The organism is Providencia sp. PROV032 (assembly GCF_028484875.1).
Taxonomy (GTDB): Bacteria; Pseudomonadota; Gammaproteobacteria; order Enterobacterales; family Enterobacteriaceae; genus Providencia; species Providencia rettgeri_E.
Genome location: NZ_JAMPSX010000004.1, coordinates 45,744 through 64,341, shown reverse-complemented (window position 1 = coordinate 64,341; position 18,598 = coordinate 45,744). Strand labels below are relative to the sequence as shown.

General features: G+C 42.1%; 12 protein-coding genes. 7 read left to right on the top strand and 5 right to left on the bottom strand.

What is annotated here, in order from left to right; genetic code table 11:
- Positions 1-218 precede the first annotated feature (218 nt).
- Positions 219-1,886: an energy-dependent translational throttle protein EttA gene (ettA, locus tag PSF42_RS03340; protein WP_004914750.1), complete on the top strand. Its 1,668-nt coding sequence runs from the start codon at positions 219-221 to the stop codon at positions 1,884-1,886.
- Positions 1,887-1,977: 91 nt separating this feature from the next.
- On the opposite strand, the gene nadR is transcribed toward ettA, so the two are convergent.
- The 3 genes from nadR to serB all read right to left on the bottom strand — a co-directional run bounded on the left by nadR (position 1,978) and on the right by serB (position 5,839).
- The gene (gene nadR, locus PSF42_RS03335) at positions 1,978-3,213 is read right to left on the bottom strand and encodes a multifunctional transcriptional regulator/nicotinamide-nucleotide adenylyltransferase/ribosylnicotinamide kinase NadR (protein ID WP_125891891.1); all 1,236 of its coding nucleotides are present in this window, start codon (positions 3,211-3,213) and stop codon (positions 1,978-1,980) included.
- Between the two features lie 28 nt (positions 3,214-3,241).
- Positions 3,242-4,627: a DNA repair protein RadA gene (gene radA, locus PSF42_RS03330; protein WP_272679446.1), complete on the bottom strand. Its 1,386-nt coding sequence runs from the start codon at positions 4,625-4,627 to the stop codon at positions 3,242-3,244.
- Positions 4,628-4,861: 234 nt separating this feature from the next.
- Positions 4,862-5,839: a phosphoserine phosphatase gene (gene serB / locus PSF42_RS03325; protein WP_213912983.1), complete on the bottom strand. Its 978-nt coding sequence runs from the start codon at positions 5,837-5,839 to the stop codon at positions 4,862-4,864.
- 192 nt (positions 5,840-6,031) lie between these two features.
- Between serB and PSF42_RS03320 the strand changes: the two genes are divergently transcribed.
- Positions 6,032-6,802, top strand: coding sequence for an AhpA/YtjB family protein (locus tag PSF42_RS03320; protein WP_213912984.1), 771 nt, complete (start codon positions 6,032-6,034; stop codon positions 6,800-6,802).
- Between the two features lie 26 nt (positions 6,803-6,828).
- Here the strand turns inward: PSF42_RS03320 and PSF42_RS03315 are convergent, their stop codons facing one another.
- Positions 6,829-7,611, bottom strand: coding sequence for an energy transducer TonB family protein (locus PSF42_RS03315; protein WP_272679445.1), 783 nt, complete (start codon positions 7,609-7,611; stop codon positions 6,829-6,831).
- 179 nt (positions 7,612-7,790) lie between these two features.
- Here PSF42_RS03315 and PSF42_RS03310 point away from each other — a divergent pair, with 179 nt between their 5' ends.
- The 5 genes from PSF42_RS03310 (at position 7,791) to PSF42_RS03290 (ending at position 16,739) form a co-directional block, all read left to right on the top strand.
- Positions 7,791-8,327 carry an RNA polymerase sigma factor gene (locus PSF42_RS03310; RefSeq protein WP_125891887.1) on the top strand — a complete coding sequence of 179 codons (537 nt, stop codon included), beginning with the start codon at positions 7,791-7,793 and terminating at the stop codon, positions 8,325-8,327.
- Entirely contained in the window at positions 8,327-9,313 is a 987-nt protein-coding gene (locus tag PSF42_RS03305) for a FecR family protein (protein WP_272679444.1), read from the top strand. The genes PSF42_RS03310 and PSF42_RS03305 overlap by 1 nt, the downstream gene beginning before the upstream one ends.
- A 117-nt stretch (positions 9,314-9,430) precedes the next feature.
- On the top strand, positions 9,431-12,184 hold the full coding sequence (locus PSF42_RS03300; protein WP_272679443.1) for a secretin and TonB N-terminal domain-containing protein: 2,754 nt from the start codon (positions 9,431-9,433) through the stop codon (positions 12,182-12,184).
- Positions 12,185-12,253: 69 nt separating this feature from the next.
- A complete protein-coding gene (locus PSF42_RS03295) occupies positions 12,254-13,960 on the top strand; it encodes an ABC transporter ATP-binding protein/permease (RefSeq protein ID WP_272679442.1) in 1,707 nt (568 codons plus the stop codon).
- A complete protein-coding gene (locus PSF42_RS03290) occupies positions 13,950-16,739 on the top strand; it encodes a M16 family metallopeptidase (protein WP_272679441.1) in 2,790 nt (929 codons plus the stop codon). Before PSF42_RS03295 ends, PSF42_RS03290 begins: the two co-directional genes overlap by 11 nt.
- Positions 16,740-16,808: 69 nt before the next feature.
- Here PSF42_RS03290 and PSF42_RS03285 read toward each other — a convergent pair whose 3' ends face one another.
- A complete protein-coding gene (locus PSF42_RS03285; protein WP_125891882.1) occupies positions 16,809-18,488 on the bottom strand; it encodes a hypothetical protein in 1,680 nt (559 codons plus the stop codon).
- Between the last annotated feature and the right edge of the window lie 110 nt (positions 18,489-18,598).

The following is an 18,598-nucleotide window of genomic DNA, read 5'->3' as shown; positions in this document are numbered from 1 at the left end:
AGAGTTCTTGAATTTTTCGACTTTACAGTCTTTTACTTTATATTTATTAGTTTTTTACTATCGAGTTAACGCAGATAGCCTAGACCATCACATACGCAATCAGGTATAGTTCATACCAAAATATTTATTGTTGTTTATCCAATCGCAGTAGATCATGTATTCCTACTGCATAGAAACAGAAAACTAAAATTCCCTTTATAAATCAAAAGGTAAATAAATTGGCTCAATACGTTTATAGTATGTATCGGGTTGGAAAAATTGTTCCACCGAAACGTCATATTTTAAAAAATATCTCTCTGAGCTTCTTTCCGGGGGCTAAGATCGGTGTTTTAGGTCTTAATGGTGCAGGTAAATCGACATTACTGCGTATTATGGCGGGTATTGATACCGATATCGAAGGTGAAGCGCGTCCACAACCGGGTTTGAAAATCGGCTACCTTCCGCAAGAACCGAAGCTAAACCTTGAGCACACCGTGCGTGAAGCCGTTGAAGAAGCGGTTAGCGAAGTAAAAAATGCATTAACGCGCTTAGACGAAGTTTATGCAGCTTACGCAGAAGAAGGTGCAGATTTTGATAAACTCGCAAAAGAGCAAGGCGAGTTAGAAGCAATTATTTCCGCGCAAGACGGCCATAATTTAGATAACCAATTGGAGCGTGCTGCGGATGCACTGCGCCTGCCAGCTTGGGATGCTAAAATTGAAAACCTCTCCGGGGGTGAACGCCGCCGTGTGGCAATTTGCCGTCTGCTATTAGAAAAACCAGACATGTTACTGCTCGATGAACCAACTAACCACTTGGATGCCGAGTCTGTTGCATGGTTAGAGCGTTTCTTACATGATTACGAAGGGACTGTTGTGGCTATCACGCATGACCGTTACTTCTTAGATAACGTGGCGGGCTGGATCCTCGAACTTGACCGTGGTGAAGGTATTCCTTGGGAAGGTAACTACTCTTCTTGGCTTGAGCAAAAAGATGAACGTCTGGCGCAAGAAGCCTCTACAGAAGCCGCTCGTCGTAAATCTATCGAGAAAGAGCTTGAGTGGATCCGCCAAAATCCCAAAGGCCGTCAGGCTAAAGGTAAAGCGCGTTTGGCTCGTTTTGAAGAGCTTAATAGCGTGGAATATCAAAAACGTAATGAAACCAGCGAACTCTTTATTCCACCTGGACCGCGTTTAGGGGATAAAGTTATCGAGGTTGAAAACCTAAGTAAATCCTATGGTGACCGCGTTCTGATTGACAACCTGAATTTCTCGATCCCTAAAGGGGCGATCGTTGGGATTATCGGTCCTAACGGTGCGGGTAAATCTACCCTGTTCCGTATGATTTCAGGCCAAGAGCAACCGGACTCTGGTTCGATCACATTAGGCGATACCGTGAAAATTGCCTCTGTTGACCAGTTCCGTGATGCAATGGATGACAGCAAAACTGTCTGGGAAGAGATTTCCAACGGCCAAGATATCATGCGTATTGGTAACTTTGAAATTCCAAGCCGCGCTTACGTCGGTCGCTTTAACTTTAAAGGCGTAGACCAAGGTAAACGTGTTGGTGAGTTATCTGGTGGTGAACGCGGCCGTTTACACTTAGCCAAACTACTGCAAGTGGGCGGCAACGTCCTGTTACTCGATGAACCAACTAACGACCTCGACGTTGAAACTTTACGTGCGTTGGAAAACGCCCTGTTAGAGTTCCCGGGCTGTGCTATGGTTATTTCCCATGACCGTTGGTTCCTTGACCGTATTGCAACGCATATTATTGATTACCAAGACGAAGGTAATATTACGTTCTTCGAAGGTAACTTCTCTGAATATGAAGATTACAAGAAACGGACGTTAGGTGCAGAAGCGTTGCAACCGCATCGGATGAAATACAAAAGAATGACGAAGTAATATTCTTCATTCTTCGGATTGCAGGGAACGATATCATATAGATAGAATCACCATGGCGGCATCATTAGATGCCGCTTTTTATTGAGTAATTTTATAAGTCATCTAACATCAATAGCTGTTGAACGAGGGTGACACACTCTAAGAAACGCGTGTCGTAATCGGAAGATTCGACGCGTACAAACTCAATATTATTTTTCTTAAGCATTTCAATAAGTAAGTTTTGGAACGCTTTCCTGTCTTTATCACTTCCTAAACTGCGTAACCCATCAGCCACCCAAGGGGTGTTGTTTTCCAAAACTATCACCAAATCGAATCGATACTCATCAATCAGAGCCTGAACAAATGGGTGTTCTTTACCTTCATAGCGCAAACAGAAGGCTTGGGTCGTGACAAAATCGGTATCAATAAATGCCACTTTATTGGCATATTTTACTGCGAAATCAATGTACTGTGCATGCCCTAAGGCAATTTTGTCGTAGTCAGAATATTGCAATGCCATCTCATCACCACCAAGGTGGCTAAACACATAGTCACGTCCATACTCCCACGCACTGGATGTGTTAAAAATATTGGCTAACTTATTGACTAACGTCGATTTACCACTCGATTCACCGCCTAAAATAGCCACTTTACGCACAAAGAAGGGTTTCACTTCTGTGGGGATATATTCCCAATAACGAAATGGCGCTTGGCGAATTTGGTTACCGCTGATATTCATAAACGTGCGTTCAGGGTCGATCAAAATGGTTTCGATACCTAAGTATTTTTTATAGCGCGGAGCGTCATTCGCTTCCCCTGAATAGATAAAACTCGGATTAATATTATGCTTTTTCAAAAAGCCTTTCATTCCGTCACTCCACACTTCCCAACCGTGTGGATAAGGCTCAATGCCGTTTTCATCAAACGAGTGAATATGAATATTTTTTTGATATTTAAAGGTTTGTAATAACCATCGTAAGCGGTCGCTCACGGTGGGTTGCTGAGACATAGAACTGTTAACAAACAACTCTTTATCGCGAGGTTCATCATGGCAAAGAATGACATGGAGTTCATCCACTTGGCTGCATGCGCGTTGAATCAAATAAATATGCCCTGTATGCAATGGGTAAAACTTGCCAAACACCACACCAATAGTTTTTTGCTGATTGGGGTATTCAAGGCCTAAAAATCGATGAAGAGCGGCAATTTTTTGCGCACTGGGGCTTTTAATTTTGTTATTGATTAACTGGCTGAGATAGCCTTTGGTCATATCTGTCGCATCCGCAACTTGCTGTAGCGTGTACCCTGCTCGTTTGATTGCGTTTTTGAGATAGTCAAATTCAGCCATGTATTTTCCTTTTACCTAAATTAAAAGCTTATAGTTCATCCAAAATACTTAGTGCATCCGCTAATTTTTTTACGCCATACACTTTCATATCTGGCGGTGATTTTTTGGGCATATTCGCATGGGGTACAATGGCTCGTTTAAAGCCATGTTTTGCTGCTTCAGAGATACGTTCCTGCCCACTCGGTACAGGGCGAATTTCCCCTGCCAGCCCAACTTCACCAAATACGACCAGATCTCTAGGCAATGGACGATCACGAAAACTGGAAACCAAAGAAAGCAATAAGGCTAAATCCGCACTGGTTTCAGTCACTTTTACCCCACCCACGACGTTGACAAAAACGTCTTGGTCTGACATTTGCAGCCCACCATGGCGATGTAGCACTGCCAATAAAATGGCTAAACGGTTTTGTTCAAGCCCAACCGCAACACGTCGTGGGTTCGACATCATCGAATGATCCACAAGCGCTTGGATTTCCACCAGCAACGGCCGGGTTCCTTCCCAAACTACCATCACGGAGCTTCCAGAGGTAATTTCATCACCACGACTTAAAAAGATTGCAGAAGGGTTACTCACTTCTTTAAGCCCTTGTTCTGTCATTGCAAACACGCCTAATTCATTCACTGCACCGAAACGGTTTTTATGACTGCGCAAAGTACGGAAGCGGTTATCCGCATCGCCATCTAACATAATAGAGCAGTCAATACAGTGTTCGAGGACTTTTGGTCCAGCCAGTGAGCCATCTTTGGTGACGTGACCGACCATTATGATGGCCACACCGCGCGTTTTTGCGAAGCGAGTGAGATAAGCCGCGGTTTCCCTCACTTGTGCCACACTCCCCGGTGATGATTGAATGTCAGCCATATGCATCACTTGGATGGAGTCAATCACCATCAGTTTGGGTTGTTCTTGCTCTGCGGTTAAGCAAATTTGCTCAATACTGGTTTCTGACAGCATATTGAGTGAGTCAGTCGGTAGCCCTAAACGGTGTGCTCGCATCGCCACTTGTTGAAGTGATTCTTCCCCTGTGACGTACAGGGTTTTCATTTCACGTGACAATAAGCACATGGTTTGCAGCAATAAGGTACTTTTACCGGCTCCCGGGCTCCCCCCAATGAGAATGGCACTTCCGGGCACAACACCGCCGCCAAGTACACGGTCAAACTCTTTAAACCCTGTAGTAAAACGAGGCAATTCTTCGAGGCTAATGTCAGATAATTTCTGAACCTTACTTACCCCAGCCGCATTCCCTGCATACCCCGTTAAGCGGTCAGTACGTGATGAAGAGCTTGTTGAGGCCAGACGCACTTCCGTAATCGTATTCCATGCATGGCAAGCACTACACTGCCCTTGCCAACGCGGATAGTCCGCCCCGCAATCATTACAGACAAACGCCCTTTTAACCCCTTTTGCCACAGCAAACTCCTCTTGATAATTAACTTAGTTTTAGATTATTGCTATCTCACAAACAATAATTACACTCGAAAATCATTAACGACAAATTCTTTAAATTTAATTTAGATTAATATTCAAAATGGGTTGTGTTGTAGCAAGGCGGCAAGTAAAGCTAAGCCCTAGGAGCATACACAAGTATGTGACTAGGGTTAGCGAGCGCGGCCAACACAGCTACAGCGCAATCCATGACGAATATTAGCGTTCTTCGTGTTTGAGGCCACCACTCAACACACACATCACACCCATCAGATCTGCATGACGGATCGCAACCTTCGCCCTTGCATACACCTTTGGCTTCGCATGATACGCAATACCCAGCCCTGCTTTACGGATCATTTTCAGGTCATTTGCCCCATCACCGATGGCAACAGTTTGCTCAATAGGAATTTCCAGTTTTTCCGCCAGCTTCACCAAGGTTTGTGCTTTATATTTTGCATCCACAATTGGGCCTTTCACTTTGCCTGTTAACTTACCGTTCTTAACTTCTAATTGGTTAGCAACAGCGGCCACGAGTTTGAGCCGTTGACGTAAATTATCCGCAAAAAAAGTAAAACCACCGGATGCTATCGCTATGTGCCAATTCATCGCTTGTAACTTGCGCACAAGGTTCGTTAAACCTGGCATCAAAGGCAGTGTTTCCATCACTTGGTCAAGAATAGCGGCGTCGGCACCTTCAAGTAAGCTAACGCGTGCTCGTAGACTTTCCGTAAAATCGAGCTCCCCTAGCATAGCTCGCTCAGTCACTTCAGCAACCTGCTCCCCTACCCCTGCTAAGCGAGCAATTTCATCGATACATTCAATTTGAATCGCTGTCGAGTCCATATCCATCAGTAATAGGCCCGGTGAACGCAAACGTGGAATTTGCCCTAATGGCACGACATCTAATAAACATTCGTCAGCGAGTTTTTTAATTCGAGGTGTAATACTCCCAGCGATTCTGACCACTTGGTAGTCATCAATACGCCACGAAGAGACAATTACGATAGCGATCCCTAATCGCTGTTGGAAATTACTGATCCGCGCTTTATCTAAGCCGCGGCCATATAGTAACCACCCACTGTCCCCAGCACGATAATCCAATGGCATCACTTCTTCACCACTTAATGACAATGGCAACCCTGGCCATTTTTGGATTTCGTCGGGTAGGTAACAATAGGTCAAGCTCGTTGACATGAAAATTAGCTCCTGTAATCGATGTAACTTTTTTATAATGATAAGTTGCGAGCAGCCGAACGAAGCCACTATACTAAATTTTAAGGCTTTATGACCTTATGTATTTACTGTTAAAACGGAAGATAACCCTATATTCGCTGAAGTATAACGACACCTTTATACTCAAAATAAGTCGAGAGCACCAATAAAGCAATGAAACTTACCTTTAAGCTCCACAAAACAGTCATTATCGTTATCTGCGTTGCGCTGGTAACCTTACTTATGCATGGTATTTCTTATTTAGGAAATAGCCAAAACCAAGGCAGAATTGAGCAATTTAAACAACTGACTTATGTTCTTGCTAAGCAAGTTGCTTTCAGCTTATCTGATTATATTGTTCCCGGCAGTAAAGATTTTAATTTAGAACGAATTAATGCCAATTTAAATAACGTGGTAAAAGACAGGTATATTTTAGATGCTAGCATCTATACGGCCAGTGGCACACTGATCACTCAAGTCGGTGAGCCTGCAACGGTAAAAGAACGGCTTGCGATAGATGACAACGCATCACTGCAAAATTTTCAATACCAACTTGTCGTTCCCATCCAAGGCACAAAAGAACCCAAAGGCTATTTGCGTTTAACTATTGATACAGAGCTTCTTTCCGCTGAAATTCAACAAGCCGATAACAGCACCAATGTATTGCGAATCTTTATTCTGCTCGCCTTATGTATTGGCTTCGTTTTAGCTAATACATTACTGCGTTTAAAGAAAAAGAAAGGCCATAAGCAAGCCCCACCGCTCGTCGTTAATACAGAGGAAAATCAAGATGATAATGGAGACGATGAAAGCAATGAAGACGACCAAGAAAGCAAAACGTCCCCAAAAACGAAACCAGCACGTTTAAAACGAAAAAAAGAACAGCGGCCTTATCGCCCTAAGCGGCCGACACAAAAAAACAAACCAAATTCGTCTGATAAATAGCCCTAAAAAGGGCTATTTGATTGAATTTAAATAGAAGTTGTATCAAACACGATTGGCGCGACAAACTCAACTTGGCCATCGACCAATAATGTCTCTGGAGGGATCGGGAAAGGCGCAGCTCGTGAGATGGTTGCCAATGCTTCTTTATCCAATATTTTTGTACCGGATGAATTCAATAAACTGGCGGCAATCACTTCACCCCGGCTATCCAAAATCACTTTGATATGAGAGACCCCTGTTGAACGGTAACGCAGTGCTGCACGCGGGTAGCGCTTAGTTTTGGCTATCCGCTGATGCACCTCACTTTGCCAACCTTGGTGCCCACTTACTGCCGCAGACGCATTACTGGAAAAATTCGCACTACTGCTAGATTCACTTCCAGATGCAGGGGCTGAAGTAACGGTCGACTCCTGCGTGGTAACAGGGGCTTCTTCGATGATTCTTTTCTCTTGCGGAATTTTCTTTTTCGGTGGGCGTTTTTTCTCGCTAACTTTTGTTAACGTGCCATTATCGACGATCGCAGTCTCAGGTAATTTATTTACCTTTTCAACAACTTCAGGCAATGACTCCTCTCGCGTTGTCATCTGTTGTTTCGGTGCATGATTAATCTCAGGCTCTACCTGTTGTTCAAGCTGATAAACCCCCAGCTGCAACGAGATTGCCGGAGGTAATACCCCAGTCTTCGGAATTGAAGAGGTGAACCACCCGATAAAAATGATTGCCAGTGTTCCATGGAAAAAACAACTTAAAACCAAACCGCCTAGTGGACGGAAAATCGGGCGCTCTAACTGACCCGTCATACTGCTCATATTCTGCCTCACGACTTTATTTTTTGCAGATTATAGGCATAATACAAACAAAAATGATATTCATTATTATTAGTAAAAACACAATTATTAAAACAACTTATTGATTTAAATAATAAAGTAATCTGAGCAGATTATTAATCAGCACGATTGTGCTCTTTTATGACATTAACACCAGTAAAATGACTATTGATAAATCTCTTGCCCGTAAAATTAGCGGTGCGTATCAGTCAACATATAGCCAACTTGTGCGCTTTTTCCGCAATCGGCTAGATAACAGCAACGATGCTGATGATTTATCACAGGATGTGTTTACACTATGGCTAAACCGTAAAGAACAAACGCCTGTAAAAGAGAGCCGCGCTTACCTGTTTAAAATTGCGAATCATGTTTTGATTGACCATTGGCGACGTAACCAACGCCAAACTAAATCAGAAACATCCATTGATGATGTTACTCATGAGTCTCATTTTGAACAGAGCCAAGCTGATCCCAGTGAAATATTGGAACATCAGCAACGGATCCAACGGCTAAGCGAAGCACTTGAAACGTTACCACCCCGTCGACGAGAAGCTTTTTTGCTTTATCGTTTTGATGGTTTATCACAAAGTGAGATTGCTGAGCGAATGGAAATTTCAATCAGTATGGTGGAAAAACATATTGCAGCAGCACTTGTTCACTGTAAAAAACACCTTGATAATCAGGGCAATAATTTGTAATGACACACGACTCTTTGCAAACAGCAGATGATGAAAGTCGCATTGATGAAGAGGCTGCGCTGTGGTTTACCCGCATGCACAGCCAACGGATCAGTGCCCTTGAAACTGAGCAATTCAAACAATGGATTGCAGCGTCACCTGAACATGCAAGAGCTTATGATGCCATCGCTGGGCTATGGCGCGATTTTGATCACATGCCACGCCCTGCTAGCACAACACTCCCCAAGGAAAAACGCCCTTTTTTTCGCTTATGGCGCCCGTTGGGCAATACCTTAGCGGCATTTTTTATTGCGGCTATTTTGTTTTTGCCATACAGCCACTTGCCTGCAATGTTGCTCAATAATATGACTTTAGTGGCAACGAATACGCCTAAAGAAGTCACATTGCCTGATGGCTCCCAGCTATTTCTCAACCGCAATACACGCATTCATGTTGCCTATGAAACCCCAGTGCGTAACCTGTATCTAGAACAGGGAAATGTTTACTTCAAAGTCAAATCCAACCCTTATCGGCCTTTTGTTGTTCAAGCTGATAACCGGCGTATCCAAGTGGTAGGGACAGAATTTGAAATTAACAAAGTGGCTCAGCAAGTTGCCGTGAATGTCAGCCAAGGCATTGTTAGCTTTGAAGATATAGCAAGCAAACAGCCCGTGTTCTTACTTGCCGGAGACAGCGCAGTCAGTCAATCACCAAATAGCCCAATCACTCGCCAACACATCAACCCGCTAGATGTGGCTCGTTGGCGCTTTGGTGAGTTAATTTTTGTTGATAAACCGCTTTCAGAGGTACTCGACGAACTTAAAAACTATTCGTCGATAAATATCGAGCTTTCCCCCACTCAATTGGCGAAGAGTAAAATCTCAGGTCGCATCAATACCCACCAGCCAGAACAGTTTTTTCAGGCCCTTCCCTCTTTACTTCCCGTACAAGTCGTCTATCGAGACAAAAATAACGTATTGATTATCCAAAATAAAAAAAATAAATGAAAAATATTTTCATTTGCAGGTGAGGATAATTCTCATTTCACCCTCTTCTTAATTAGTCATCATTTTGCTGACCTATTTTTGCACACTTTTTGTGCAGCTTAAGAATAAGGGATATCCATGTCTATTCAGTTTACTCAACGCCGATTAAGGCCGCTCGCCCTTGCTGTGGCGGTCAGTAGTGCTATTACTTGTCAAGTTGCCTTCGCGCAAGAAATGAATTTTTCATTACCAGAACAATCACTTGCTACCTCTGTCGCTGAAATTAGCCGCCAAGGGCAAATCCAATTGCTCTATGATAAAGGCCAATTAAGTGGCTTACGCGCACCTGCATTGTCTGGCAACTACTCCGCACAAACCGCATTACAAAAAATACTCATCGGTAGCGGATTAGAGTTAATCAATGAAAATGGTGTTTTCGTTATTCGTCAGCAAAATTTAAGCCAAGGCACATTGGTATTACCGGAAACTCAAGTCTCTGGCGTTGTTCAGAATCACCCCGCAACAGATGTTATGTCAGCACCGCAATATGTGACGTCTGAAGAGATTAGCCAGAAAAATACCGGTGATGGCAATATCACCGACTTGATGAAAACTAACCCTGCTGTCCAATTTGCTAACAATGACAGCAACTCGATGAACCAAGGAGAAATCAAGCCTTCCCGCATCTCAATCCACGGCTCAAGCAGCTATCAAAATGCTTATCGCCTTGATGGTGTTAGTTTTAATAATGATTTTGACCCCGCAGACAGTGGTCTCGGTGAAACAGCGACCCGTCTGAGCAGTAGCGACCAAGGGATCTACATCGATAGCCGTCTGATCGACAGCATGACAGTGTATGACAATAACATTCCTGTCGAATTTGGTGGGTTTACAGGGGGAACCGTTGAAGTCAATAGCCGTCGCTGGCAAGGGGAAAATAGCGCCCATGCCTATTACCGCTTAACTCGCTCCGGTTGGAACAACTTGTTCCATGACTCCACACAAGGTATTGATACCACAAAAAATGATACCGCCAACCCTGCTCGCTTTCAAAACCGCTACGATAAAAATGACTTTGGTGGCTGGTTTGAATTAGGGGTGAGTGAAAATTCAGGGCTCGTATTCTCGGCCTCACGTCGTAGCTCGACTATCCCGATGACAGCGACCGGAGGAACAGGCGTTACATTGAATAGTTCAGGGGAATTGGAAGAGATTTATTCGCCTGAAGGAACTCGTAAACAAAAAAGAGATTCGGATAATTTTTTCCTAAAATATTCAGCGGATTTATCGCCGCATAGCTCATTAGATCTATCTATTAATTATGCTAAATATAACAGTTATTTATTTGCTAGCTCTGTCTTAAATTCAGGCTATGACAGTACCCATGATGGACTTGGATTTACGGGTGTATTCAAACATGATTATGACATCGGTAAATTAGAGCTAACTGCCAGCACCCAAACATTAGAAGATGATAGAAAAAACGACCAACAAGATTATGTTGAACTTCTAGACTACAGCGATTGGAAAAATCCTCAATCACTGCGTAGTGGCGGGCAAGGTGACTTAACAACAAAACAAAATATTCATACTGCTAAAGCCATAATGCGTTTCAACCCAATGGAAGATGGTTTCGGTATTACACACCAACCCACATTAGGTTCTGAGGTTTCTTATACCAAGGGGACTTATAAGCGCGATAAAGATTACTATCGCTATCGTTTCATCGGCACAGCAGACAATATTCAATGGATTGGTTCCGCCGATCATATCACTCGCTTCCAATCTGGTACACACTCGGCTGATTACACCAGCTATGCAATTTTTTTAGATGACAATTTACAGTATGGCAAATTAAACCTACGCCCAGGGATTCGCCTTGACCGTGATGATTTCGTTAATCGTACCAATATCGCCCCTCGTATCACTGGGACTTATGATGTTTTTGGTAATAATGAAACCTTACTAATTGCAGGGGCTAACCGCTACTACGGCCGCTCAATGCTTACCTATGCGTTGTATGGTGCTCAAAATGCAGGAATGCAAAACTGTTATATGTTCTGTGGAATTGATCCTAACACCAATGAATGGACTGATGAACGTGATTATGAGGGTGTTGATTCACTTAAAACCCCCTATAACGATGAGTTAACGCTTGCCTTACAACAAGAAGTAATGTCAACCACATGGCGTCTACAATATGTACACCGTGAAGGTTATGATGAAGTCAGAACTCGTACTAAATACAATTCAACGGATGCCAATAAACGTAGCATTCGTATGTATGATAATGGTGGTCGTAGTTCTCACGATACAGTGACATTATCCGTAAAAAATAGTCAACCGTGGGAATGGGCACAAGCCTCTCACGTGATGAATGCCTCCTTTACTTGGCAGCAAAGTGAAAGTAATACGCCAAAAGATTCGGGCTATAACTCATTCGACCCAGCCAATAAAGTTAACCTCAACAAAGTTTGGTATGACGGCAAAGTGATCGATGCATCCAAGCTACCATCTACTAGTTTCAACTCCCCCATTAAACTTAATTTAGAACTAACCAGTGTTTGGGATGATTACGATGTCACTTGGTATAACCGTCTGCAATGGTGGGGTGCTCGTGACCAAGCCGTTCGTTATGACAATGACTATTATACCGATCCTGAAGTGGGACAAATTCGTAAATACAGCAAACAAAAATTTGCTAGTAAATATACGTGGGATACTCGCCTAGGCTGGAAGCCTGATTTCGCCTACGGTTTCGGTTTCTCTGTAGAAGTAAATAACGTATTGAATAATAAAAACATTACTGACCGATTTATGTTCGATAACCGAGTTATTAACTCTTACGACCCGGGCCGTCAGTTCTGGTTACAAGTCAATTACGACCTGTAATCCACCAGCAATGTGAGCAATTTAAAAAATATAAGCTATTAAAATAAAACAACAAATGAATAAAACGTCATGAAGACACTGAAACAATTTTTCTATTTAGTAAAACCTTTTTGGGGGCAGCGTGCTGCCCTTTTGTGCTGGATACTGCTGTTTGCCTCACTCGGGCTCACGTTGTCATCCGTCTGGTTCAACGTCAAAATGAACATGTGGAATGGGGATTTTTATAACGCCCTACAAAAACTCGACGGCCAAGCGCTGTATGGCTTATTGCAATACTTTGTGATTTTAGTCAGCGGGCTAATTTTTGTCGTTGTTATGGGTAATTACCTAAAACAAATGCTGATTATCCGCTGGCGTAAAGGCATGACGGAGCAAATACTTAGCCGTTGGTTATCGCCAAATAGCAAACATTACCTATTAAGGCTGACATCACAAGAGCCAGATAACCCAGACCAACGTATTGCCGAAGATATTCGTTTACTGATTGAATCGACATTAAATTTAGTGGTGACATTCCTCCACTCAATGTTAACTCTGATTTCATTTGCGACCATCCTTTGGACACTTTCCGGTAGCCTGTCGTTTAATTTTGCCGATAGCGACTGGACCATCCCCGGTTATATGTTCTGGGCTTGTATCATCTACACCCTCATTGGTATTGCGCTTACCCAATGGATAGGTTTTCCGCTACGTCGCTTGCATATGGACAAACAGCGTCGTGAAGCAGATTACCGTAGCTCGCTAATTAATTGTCGCCAACACGGTGATGCCATTGCGGGGCAACGTGGCGAAACCCAAGACAGAAAAGAGTTAATGGGACGATTTGGAGAAATCATCGCCAATTGGAACCGTTTGATCCGCTGTGAACGGAACTTATCTTTCTACACAGTGGGTTACCAACAAGTCACCGCTTTAGCGCCTGTATTACTGGCACTGCCTAAATTCCTTGCTGGTGAAATTATGTTAGGTGGCTTAATGCAATTGCGCCAAGCCTTTACCAGTGTTGCCACTTCACTCGGTTGGTTTATTTTTGCCTATAAAGAAATCGCCGCATGGCAAGCCACGGTCTCCCGTTTATACAACTTTGTGGTTTTATTGGAAAACGATAACAAAGCCGTGGTGACTATCGATGAAAAATCACCACCTCTCGCGGCTAAATTATCTGTTTCTACAGCAGACAACCGTTGCTTGATACACTCAGTGAATATAACTACCAAACAAGGCGAATTAACCTTAATTAGTGGCCGTTCAGGCATTGGTAAATCGACTTTATTACGCACGCTAAGTGGGCATTGGCCATTTTTCAACGGGACTATCCGCCGAACAGAAAACGTCATGTGGATCCCACAGCGCCTATACCTGCCCATTAGCCGTTTAGATAGCCTTTTGGCTTACCCTAAAGCGACCTCAAAATTCAGTCAGCAAGATTTTCAATATGCCTTGACGTTAGTCGGTTTAGAAAAACTGCATCATCAATTAACACTCGAAACCGATTGGAATAACCGTTTATCTGGCGGGGAACAGCAGCGCATTATGTTTGCGCGTTTATTGCTCAACCGACCAAAACTGCTTTTATTAGACGAAACGACCTCAGCCCTCGATGAAACTAGCGCACTCGAGTTGCTCGCGCTATTGAAAGCTGAATTACATGACAGCGCCATTGTTTTGGTGAGTCATCAGAGCTTCGTGACTCAATTTGCGGAACAACACATATTGCTCGTAGAGCCTGCGAGTGAAAAATCCTTAAATACAGGAACGCCTGAATATGCTTCGTAAAATTACCTTCGCCACACTGATTGGTATTCTGCTCGGTGGCTGCGCAGGCAGCACATCTGTGAGCCAAAATTCAACCTCACTGTTGCCCGTACGCGGTGACCTGCAACACTATCAACTCGAAAATGGACTGCAAGTTTACCTTCTACAACGTAATCAACCCGGGGTTGAACTGCGTTTACTGGTCAGTAGCGGTTCATTACAAGAAAATGAACAACAGCTTGGTCTCGCACACTTTACGGAACATATGGCGTTTAAAGGCACCAAACATTTTCCGGGAACGACTGGGTTTAAACAGCTTGAACACCAAGGGCTAAAACTCGGTAGCCATGTGAATGCCATTACGAGTTTAAATTCCACGCTGTATAAGTTATCACTCCCTGAAGCGACAGCAGCACAAGTCGCCACTGGCTTACAAGTGATGGCTGATTGGGCTTCAAATATGACATTTGACCAAGAAGCCTTTGAAAAAGAACGCCCTGTCATTGTCGAAGAGTGGCGCTTACGCCAAGGAATGGGCTATCGCATCAATGATAGTTTAGAAAAGCTACGCTACCACGGTAGCCGTTATGTCGATCGCAACCCCATTGGTTCATTAGATGTGGTACGTAATGCCCCGATTGAGCAGGCCAAAGATTATTATCAAACCTGGTACCAACCTCAGCGGATGTCACTATTGATTATTGGTGACTTCAATAGTTCATCAGTACGCAATCAGGTTGATAATTTATTTGCACTCCCTAAGCCCGAAAAAGTGGCAGAAGATAACCCGCAATGGAAACAATTTACCCATTCAACCAATATGTTAGTGCAAGGTGTGTTTGATAAAGAGCAAGGGGCGCGTTATGTGCAATTTGCCTTACAAAAAGATGTTAGTGCGCCACTAAATACGCGCTTAGGGCAGTCCGACGATTTACTGGATAACCTCTGGCTAGCCATTTTGAACCAACGTTTTTCCGTCATGGTAGATAACGGCGTTTTACCGTCGATTAGCATCAACGAACAAGGGGCAATGTTAGATAACCAACGCTTGCAGCAGTTGATGATCATCCACCCGAAAGGCAATGACTACCAAGGTGCCACCGAGATTTTATTCACAGAGCTACAGCGCCTTGCCACTGAGCCAGTTACCCAAGAAGAACTTGATACGGCAAAACAAGCCATGTTGAAAAAATTCAGCCTGCAAGCCGCTTCAGAGCAACGCTATAGTAATGAATATTTAGCAGGGCAACTGACGACGGCGCTTGAATATGACATGCCAATGTGGAATAAACGCCAACAGTTAGATAACAGCTACCAGCTGATGAAATCCGTAAAACCGCAAGACTTACAACAACATTTCGCTAAGTTCCTACAAACCGCGTCCCCACGCTTAGCATTAATTGGACCTGATACCGATGCCGCGGCAATTGATAAATCGGCATTTAATCAACAATGGCTAAAAATACGCCAAAGTACACCGGGGCCATTTACACTGCGCTCCAAAGCGATTCAATTACAGCTACCTCAAGTTCCTAAAGGCAATATTGTTGAGCGATCTAAGCTGCCCGTTGAAAAAACGGAACATTGGACATTAAGCAATGGCATTCAGGTGATTGTTAAAACAGATAAAAACCTGAAAGATGATATTCAATTTAATTTGCAATTGCCAGGCGGCCGCTCGTTAGAAACGCCGCAAACAGCAGGTTTAACCGACTGGGCGTTAAAACTCCCGGAAAGTAGCGGTTATGGAAACTACAGCGCACGCGATCTAGCTTTGCTAGCAAAACAAAACCAAATTAGCGTTCGCCCATACAGTGAATTGCTCACACATGGTTTTCGTGGAAAAGCCCCTGTCGATAACCTCGAAACAGCGCTACAGCTACTCAACTTGAAGCTAACAGCGCCTCAGTTTAGTGGCGCAAAGTTAGAGCAACAAAAACAATCTTTTGCTTTAAACTTATCCAAAACCCCCGTAGAACGCACTTTTCTCGATAATATTAATCAGGAAAGCTATACCCACGGTGAATTTCTAGTGATTAATCCACAAGGTAGCTGGCAACAATTTACTGCTCAGCAGTTGCAGCAAGCCAACCGCCAGTTGCTTACATCAACAGCAGACATGACATTAGTGATCACCGGAGCGATGAATAGCCGTGAGCTAAAACCCCTGTTAGAGCAATGGGTTGCATCCCTACCGCACAGTAACCAAAAACTAGTATCCCGCGACCAAGGGATCATGCCAAAAATGGCCAGCTTTAATAAAACTTATCCCATCAGTAGCAGTGATAAAAGTATGGTGAGCATTCAATTCGCTTCACCTGCGGTGTGGAACCAGCAAGACAGCTTAGCGATTCAACTTATTGATACCATTGTGAGTCAGCGTTTGCGCGGTGAACTACGTGAAAAAGCCAGCGGCATTTACGCATTAGGTTTCTCTCAAATGTTAGCCAAGAAACCTCAACCTTATTACCTCGCTCGCTTGAATTTCACCACCTCACCTGAGCGTGCTGAAGAAATGACGCAAATCGCCCAAAAAACGATTGGGCAAATTCGTCAAACGGGTGTGAGTGAAAAAGAGTTAACCGAAGCAAAAAATATTTGGCTAACAGAAAATGCGCAAGTCACTGATAGTTCAAGCTATTGGACTGAGGCTCTAGCACAGATTGCCAGCGATGATGGGCAATATCAGCGTTTAAACCAAGAACAAGATATTATTCGCCAGTTAACGGTTGAAGATATTAACCGCTTGGCTCGTCAGTATTTAGGGCAAAACTCAAAAGTGTTTATGATGACGCCTTGATATAAGAAAAAATTAGCCCGTAAACACAACGGGCTAATTTGTCTATTCTAACATAAATAAAATTAACCATTAATTTTTGGAAAATAGCTTTCGTATATTATTAATCATTCGACTGAATACATGTGAAATTATTTTTTTTAAACTCATATCCTTCATTAACTCTTCCATATCTCTATTTTTTTCAGGTTCCAATAACTCTATCTTACTTGCAACACTGAATTTTTCATTTCCCTTCAATTCGTTCACTCTATCCATTGAATAAACGTTTATGAAATCATTAACCTTATCCGCAATGTTTTTATGAGTATAACGTGATACTTTTCGCATTAAATCGGATGAAGAATTCAAAATATCTTCAATTGGTTCTTTTTTCAAGCAATCTATAATTGCCATTTTAAATTCATCTAATTTACGTTGTGTAATATCCTGTAACTCAAACACGGAGTTTATGGCATAGCAAATTCGGCTATTCGGACTGTTATTCTTTCTAATATATAACTCATGTTTATCCAAATATTTATCAATAATATTATTAATTTTTTCACAAACCAATTTATTATCGTATTTTTTTAGTATTTTCTGTGTCTTAAGCATTTCCATTTCAAAAAGTTCAGGTTTTTTACTTGATTTTAACTCATTAAATCTCGCCTTAATTTTAGACTCAATCAAGTTTAATGACTTTTTCGAGATCCCATTAAAAGCCACTTTAATTTTAATCGCTTCCTCTATCGTATGGCTAGAAAGGATTTTTTGAAATTTAGGTTCTTCTTCACTTGGTTCAAGCTGACTTAATTTATTTTTTCTTATTGCCCCCTTGGTAATACTATTTATTTTATCCCTAACTACCGCAATATTCAGTTTATCAACCCGCCCTTTTCTTTGTTCCATCTTTTCTATAGATTCATTATTTATAGAATTACTTTCTATTCGCACAATTTCTTTTAGTTCCTGATTAGATAAATCACTATCGTACACATAGGAAGTAAGCCCTTGTTCCAAAGTACCTCCTTTTTTGGTTTCGTCACTTACCTCGTTATGTATCATTGTTTCTTCTGGTGTTACTGGTATATTTCCTTTACTCTCTAGGAGCTTGTCTTTATCAGCTCGAGAAGTTTCAGCATTCTGCTGAACTAACTGAGTATTTGAACCCACAGGATGTTGATATTGTTCTTTAGTTTCGATATGCGGAGCTAAAACTTTGTTTATCATTTCATAAACGGTTTTACTTCTACAGCTTAATGCTAAAACTTGAGCTTCAAGCAATGTTGATTTAAATTCTTCATTCAACATTACTTTTTTTACATTCCTCACTATTTCATCAATCTTTTTAATTGATTTCTCATCAATAGATTTATTTTTCACTTTGAGTGAAATAGCTTCGCATAATGAATGTTTTTTGGTATTAATATCTTTTGATTTTTTAATTAAACTCGAGTAATCCTTATTATCATTCGGCCTTAATTTTTTTGCCTGTTCAATAATAATACTTCGGATGTCATCGCAAAAACCTTGAGACTTAATACTCTCACTATGAAGCGATTTATTTATATTACCTATTAATTTATAATATTTTTTAGCATCAACCTGCACAATGATTTTTGAGATATTATTATGAAAGTAATTCCCCAACAACACATCAGCACTTCCTATCAATTGATGACTAGAACAATAACCAATTATTTTATTAGTTAAATCAATTCCACTTCGGGAATAATCAATTTTTCCAGAACCGTATTTTTCAAGACTCATGACTTCCCCTTAGTTTACAATTGTTAATAAAACCATTTTATCTCAATAAGTTATGAATCTCATCTGTGATATAATAATTACCAATTAAATAATTTGTATTTTTATTAATA

What these genes read in the sequence shown, in the direction of transcription:
- serB (WP_213912983.1), bottom strand. Translation starts at nt 5,839, where the DNA reads ATGTCAACGAGCTTGACCTATTGTTACCTACCCGACGAAATCCAAAAA.
- PSF42_RS03295 (WP_272679442.1), top strand. Translation starts at nt 12,254, where the DNA reads ATGAAGACACTGAAACAATTTTTCTATTTAGTAAAACCTTTTTGGGGG.
- PSF42_RS03285 (WP_125891882.1), bottom strand. Translation starts at nt 18,488, where the DNA reads ATGAGTCTTGAAAAATACGGTTCTGGAAAAATTGATTATTCCCGAAGT.
- PSF42_RS03305 (WP_272679444.1), top strand. Translation starts at nt 8,327, where the DNA reads ATGACACACGACTCTTTGCAAACAGCAGATGATGAAAGTCGCATTGAT.
- PSF42_RS03315 (WP_272679445.1), bottom strand. Translation starts at nt 7,611, where the DNA reads ATGAGCAGTATGACGGGTCAGTTAGAGCGCCCGATTTTCCGTCCACTA.
- PSF42_RS03320 (WP_213912984.1), top strand. Translation starts at nt 6,032, where the DNA reads ATGAAACTTACCTTTAAGCTCCACAAAACAGTCATTATCGTTATCTGC.
- PSF42_RS03300 (WP_272679443.1), top strand. Translation starts at nt 9,431, where the DNA reads ATGTCTATTCAGTTTACTCAACGCCGATTAAGGCCGCTCGCCCTTGCT.
- PSF42_RS03290 (WP_272679441.1), top strand. Translation starts at nt 13,950, where the DNA reads ATGCTTCGTAAAATTACCTTCGCCACACTGATTGGTATTCTGCTCGGT.
- PSF42_RS03310 (WP_125891887.1), top strand. Translation starts at nt 7,791, where the DNA reads ATGACTATTGATAAATCTCTTGCCCGTAAAATTAGCGGTGCGTATCAG.
- nadR (WP_125891891.1), bottom strand. Translation starts at nt 3,213, where the DNA reads ATGGCTGAATTTGACTATCTCAAAAACGCAATCAAACGAGCAGGGTAC.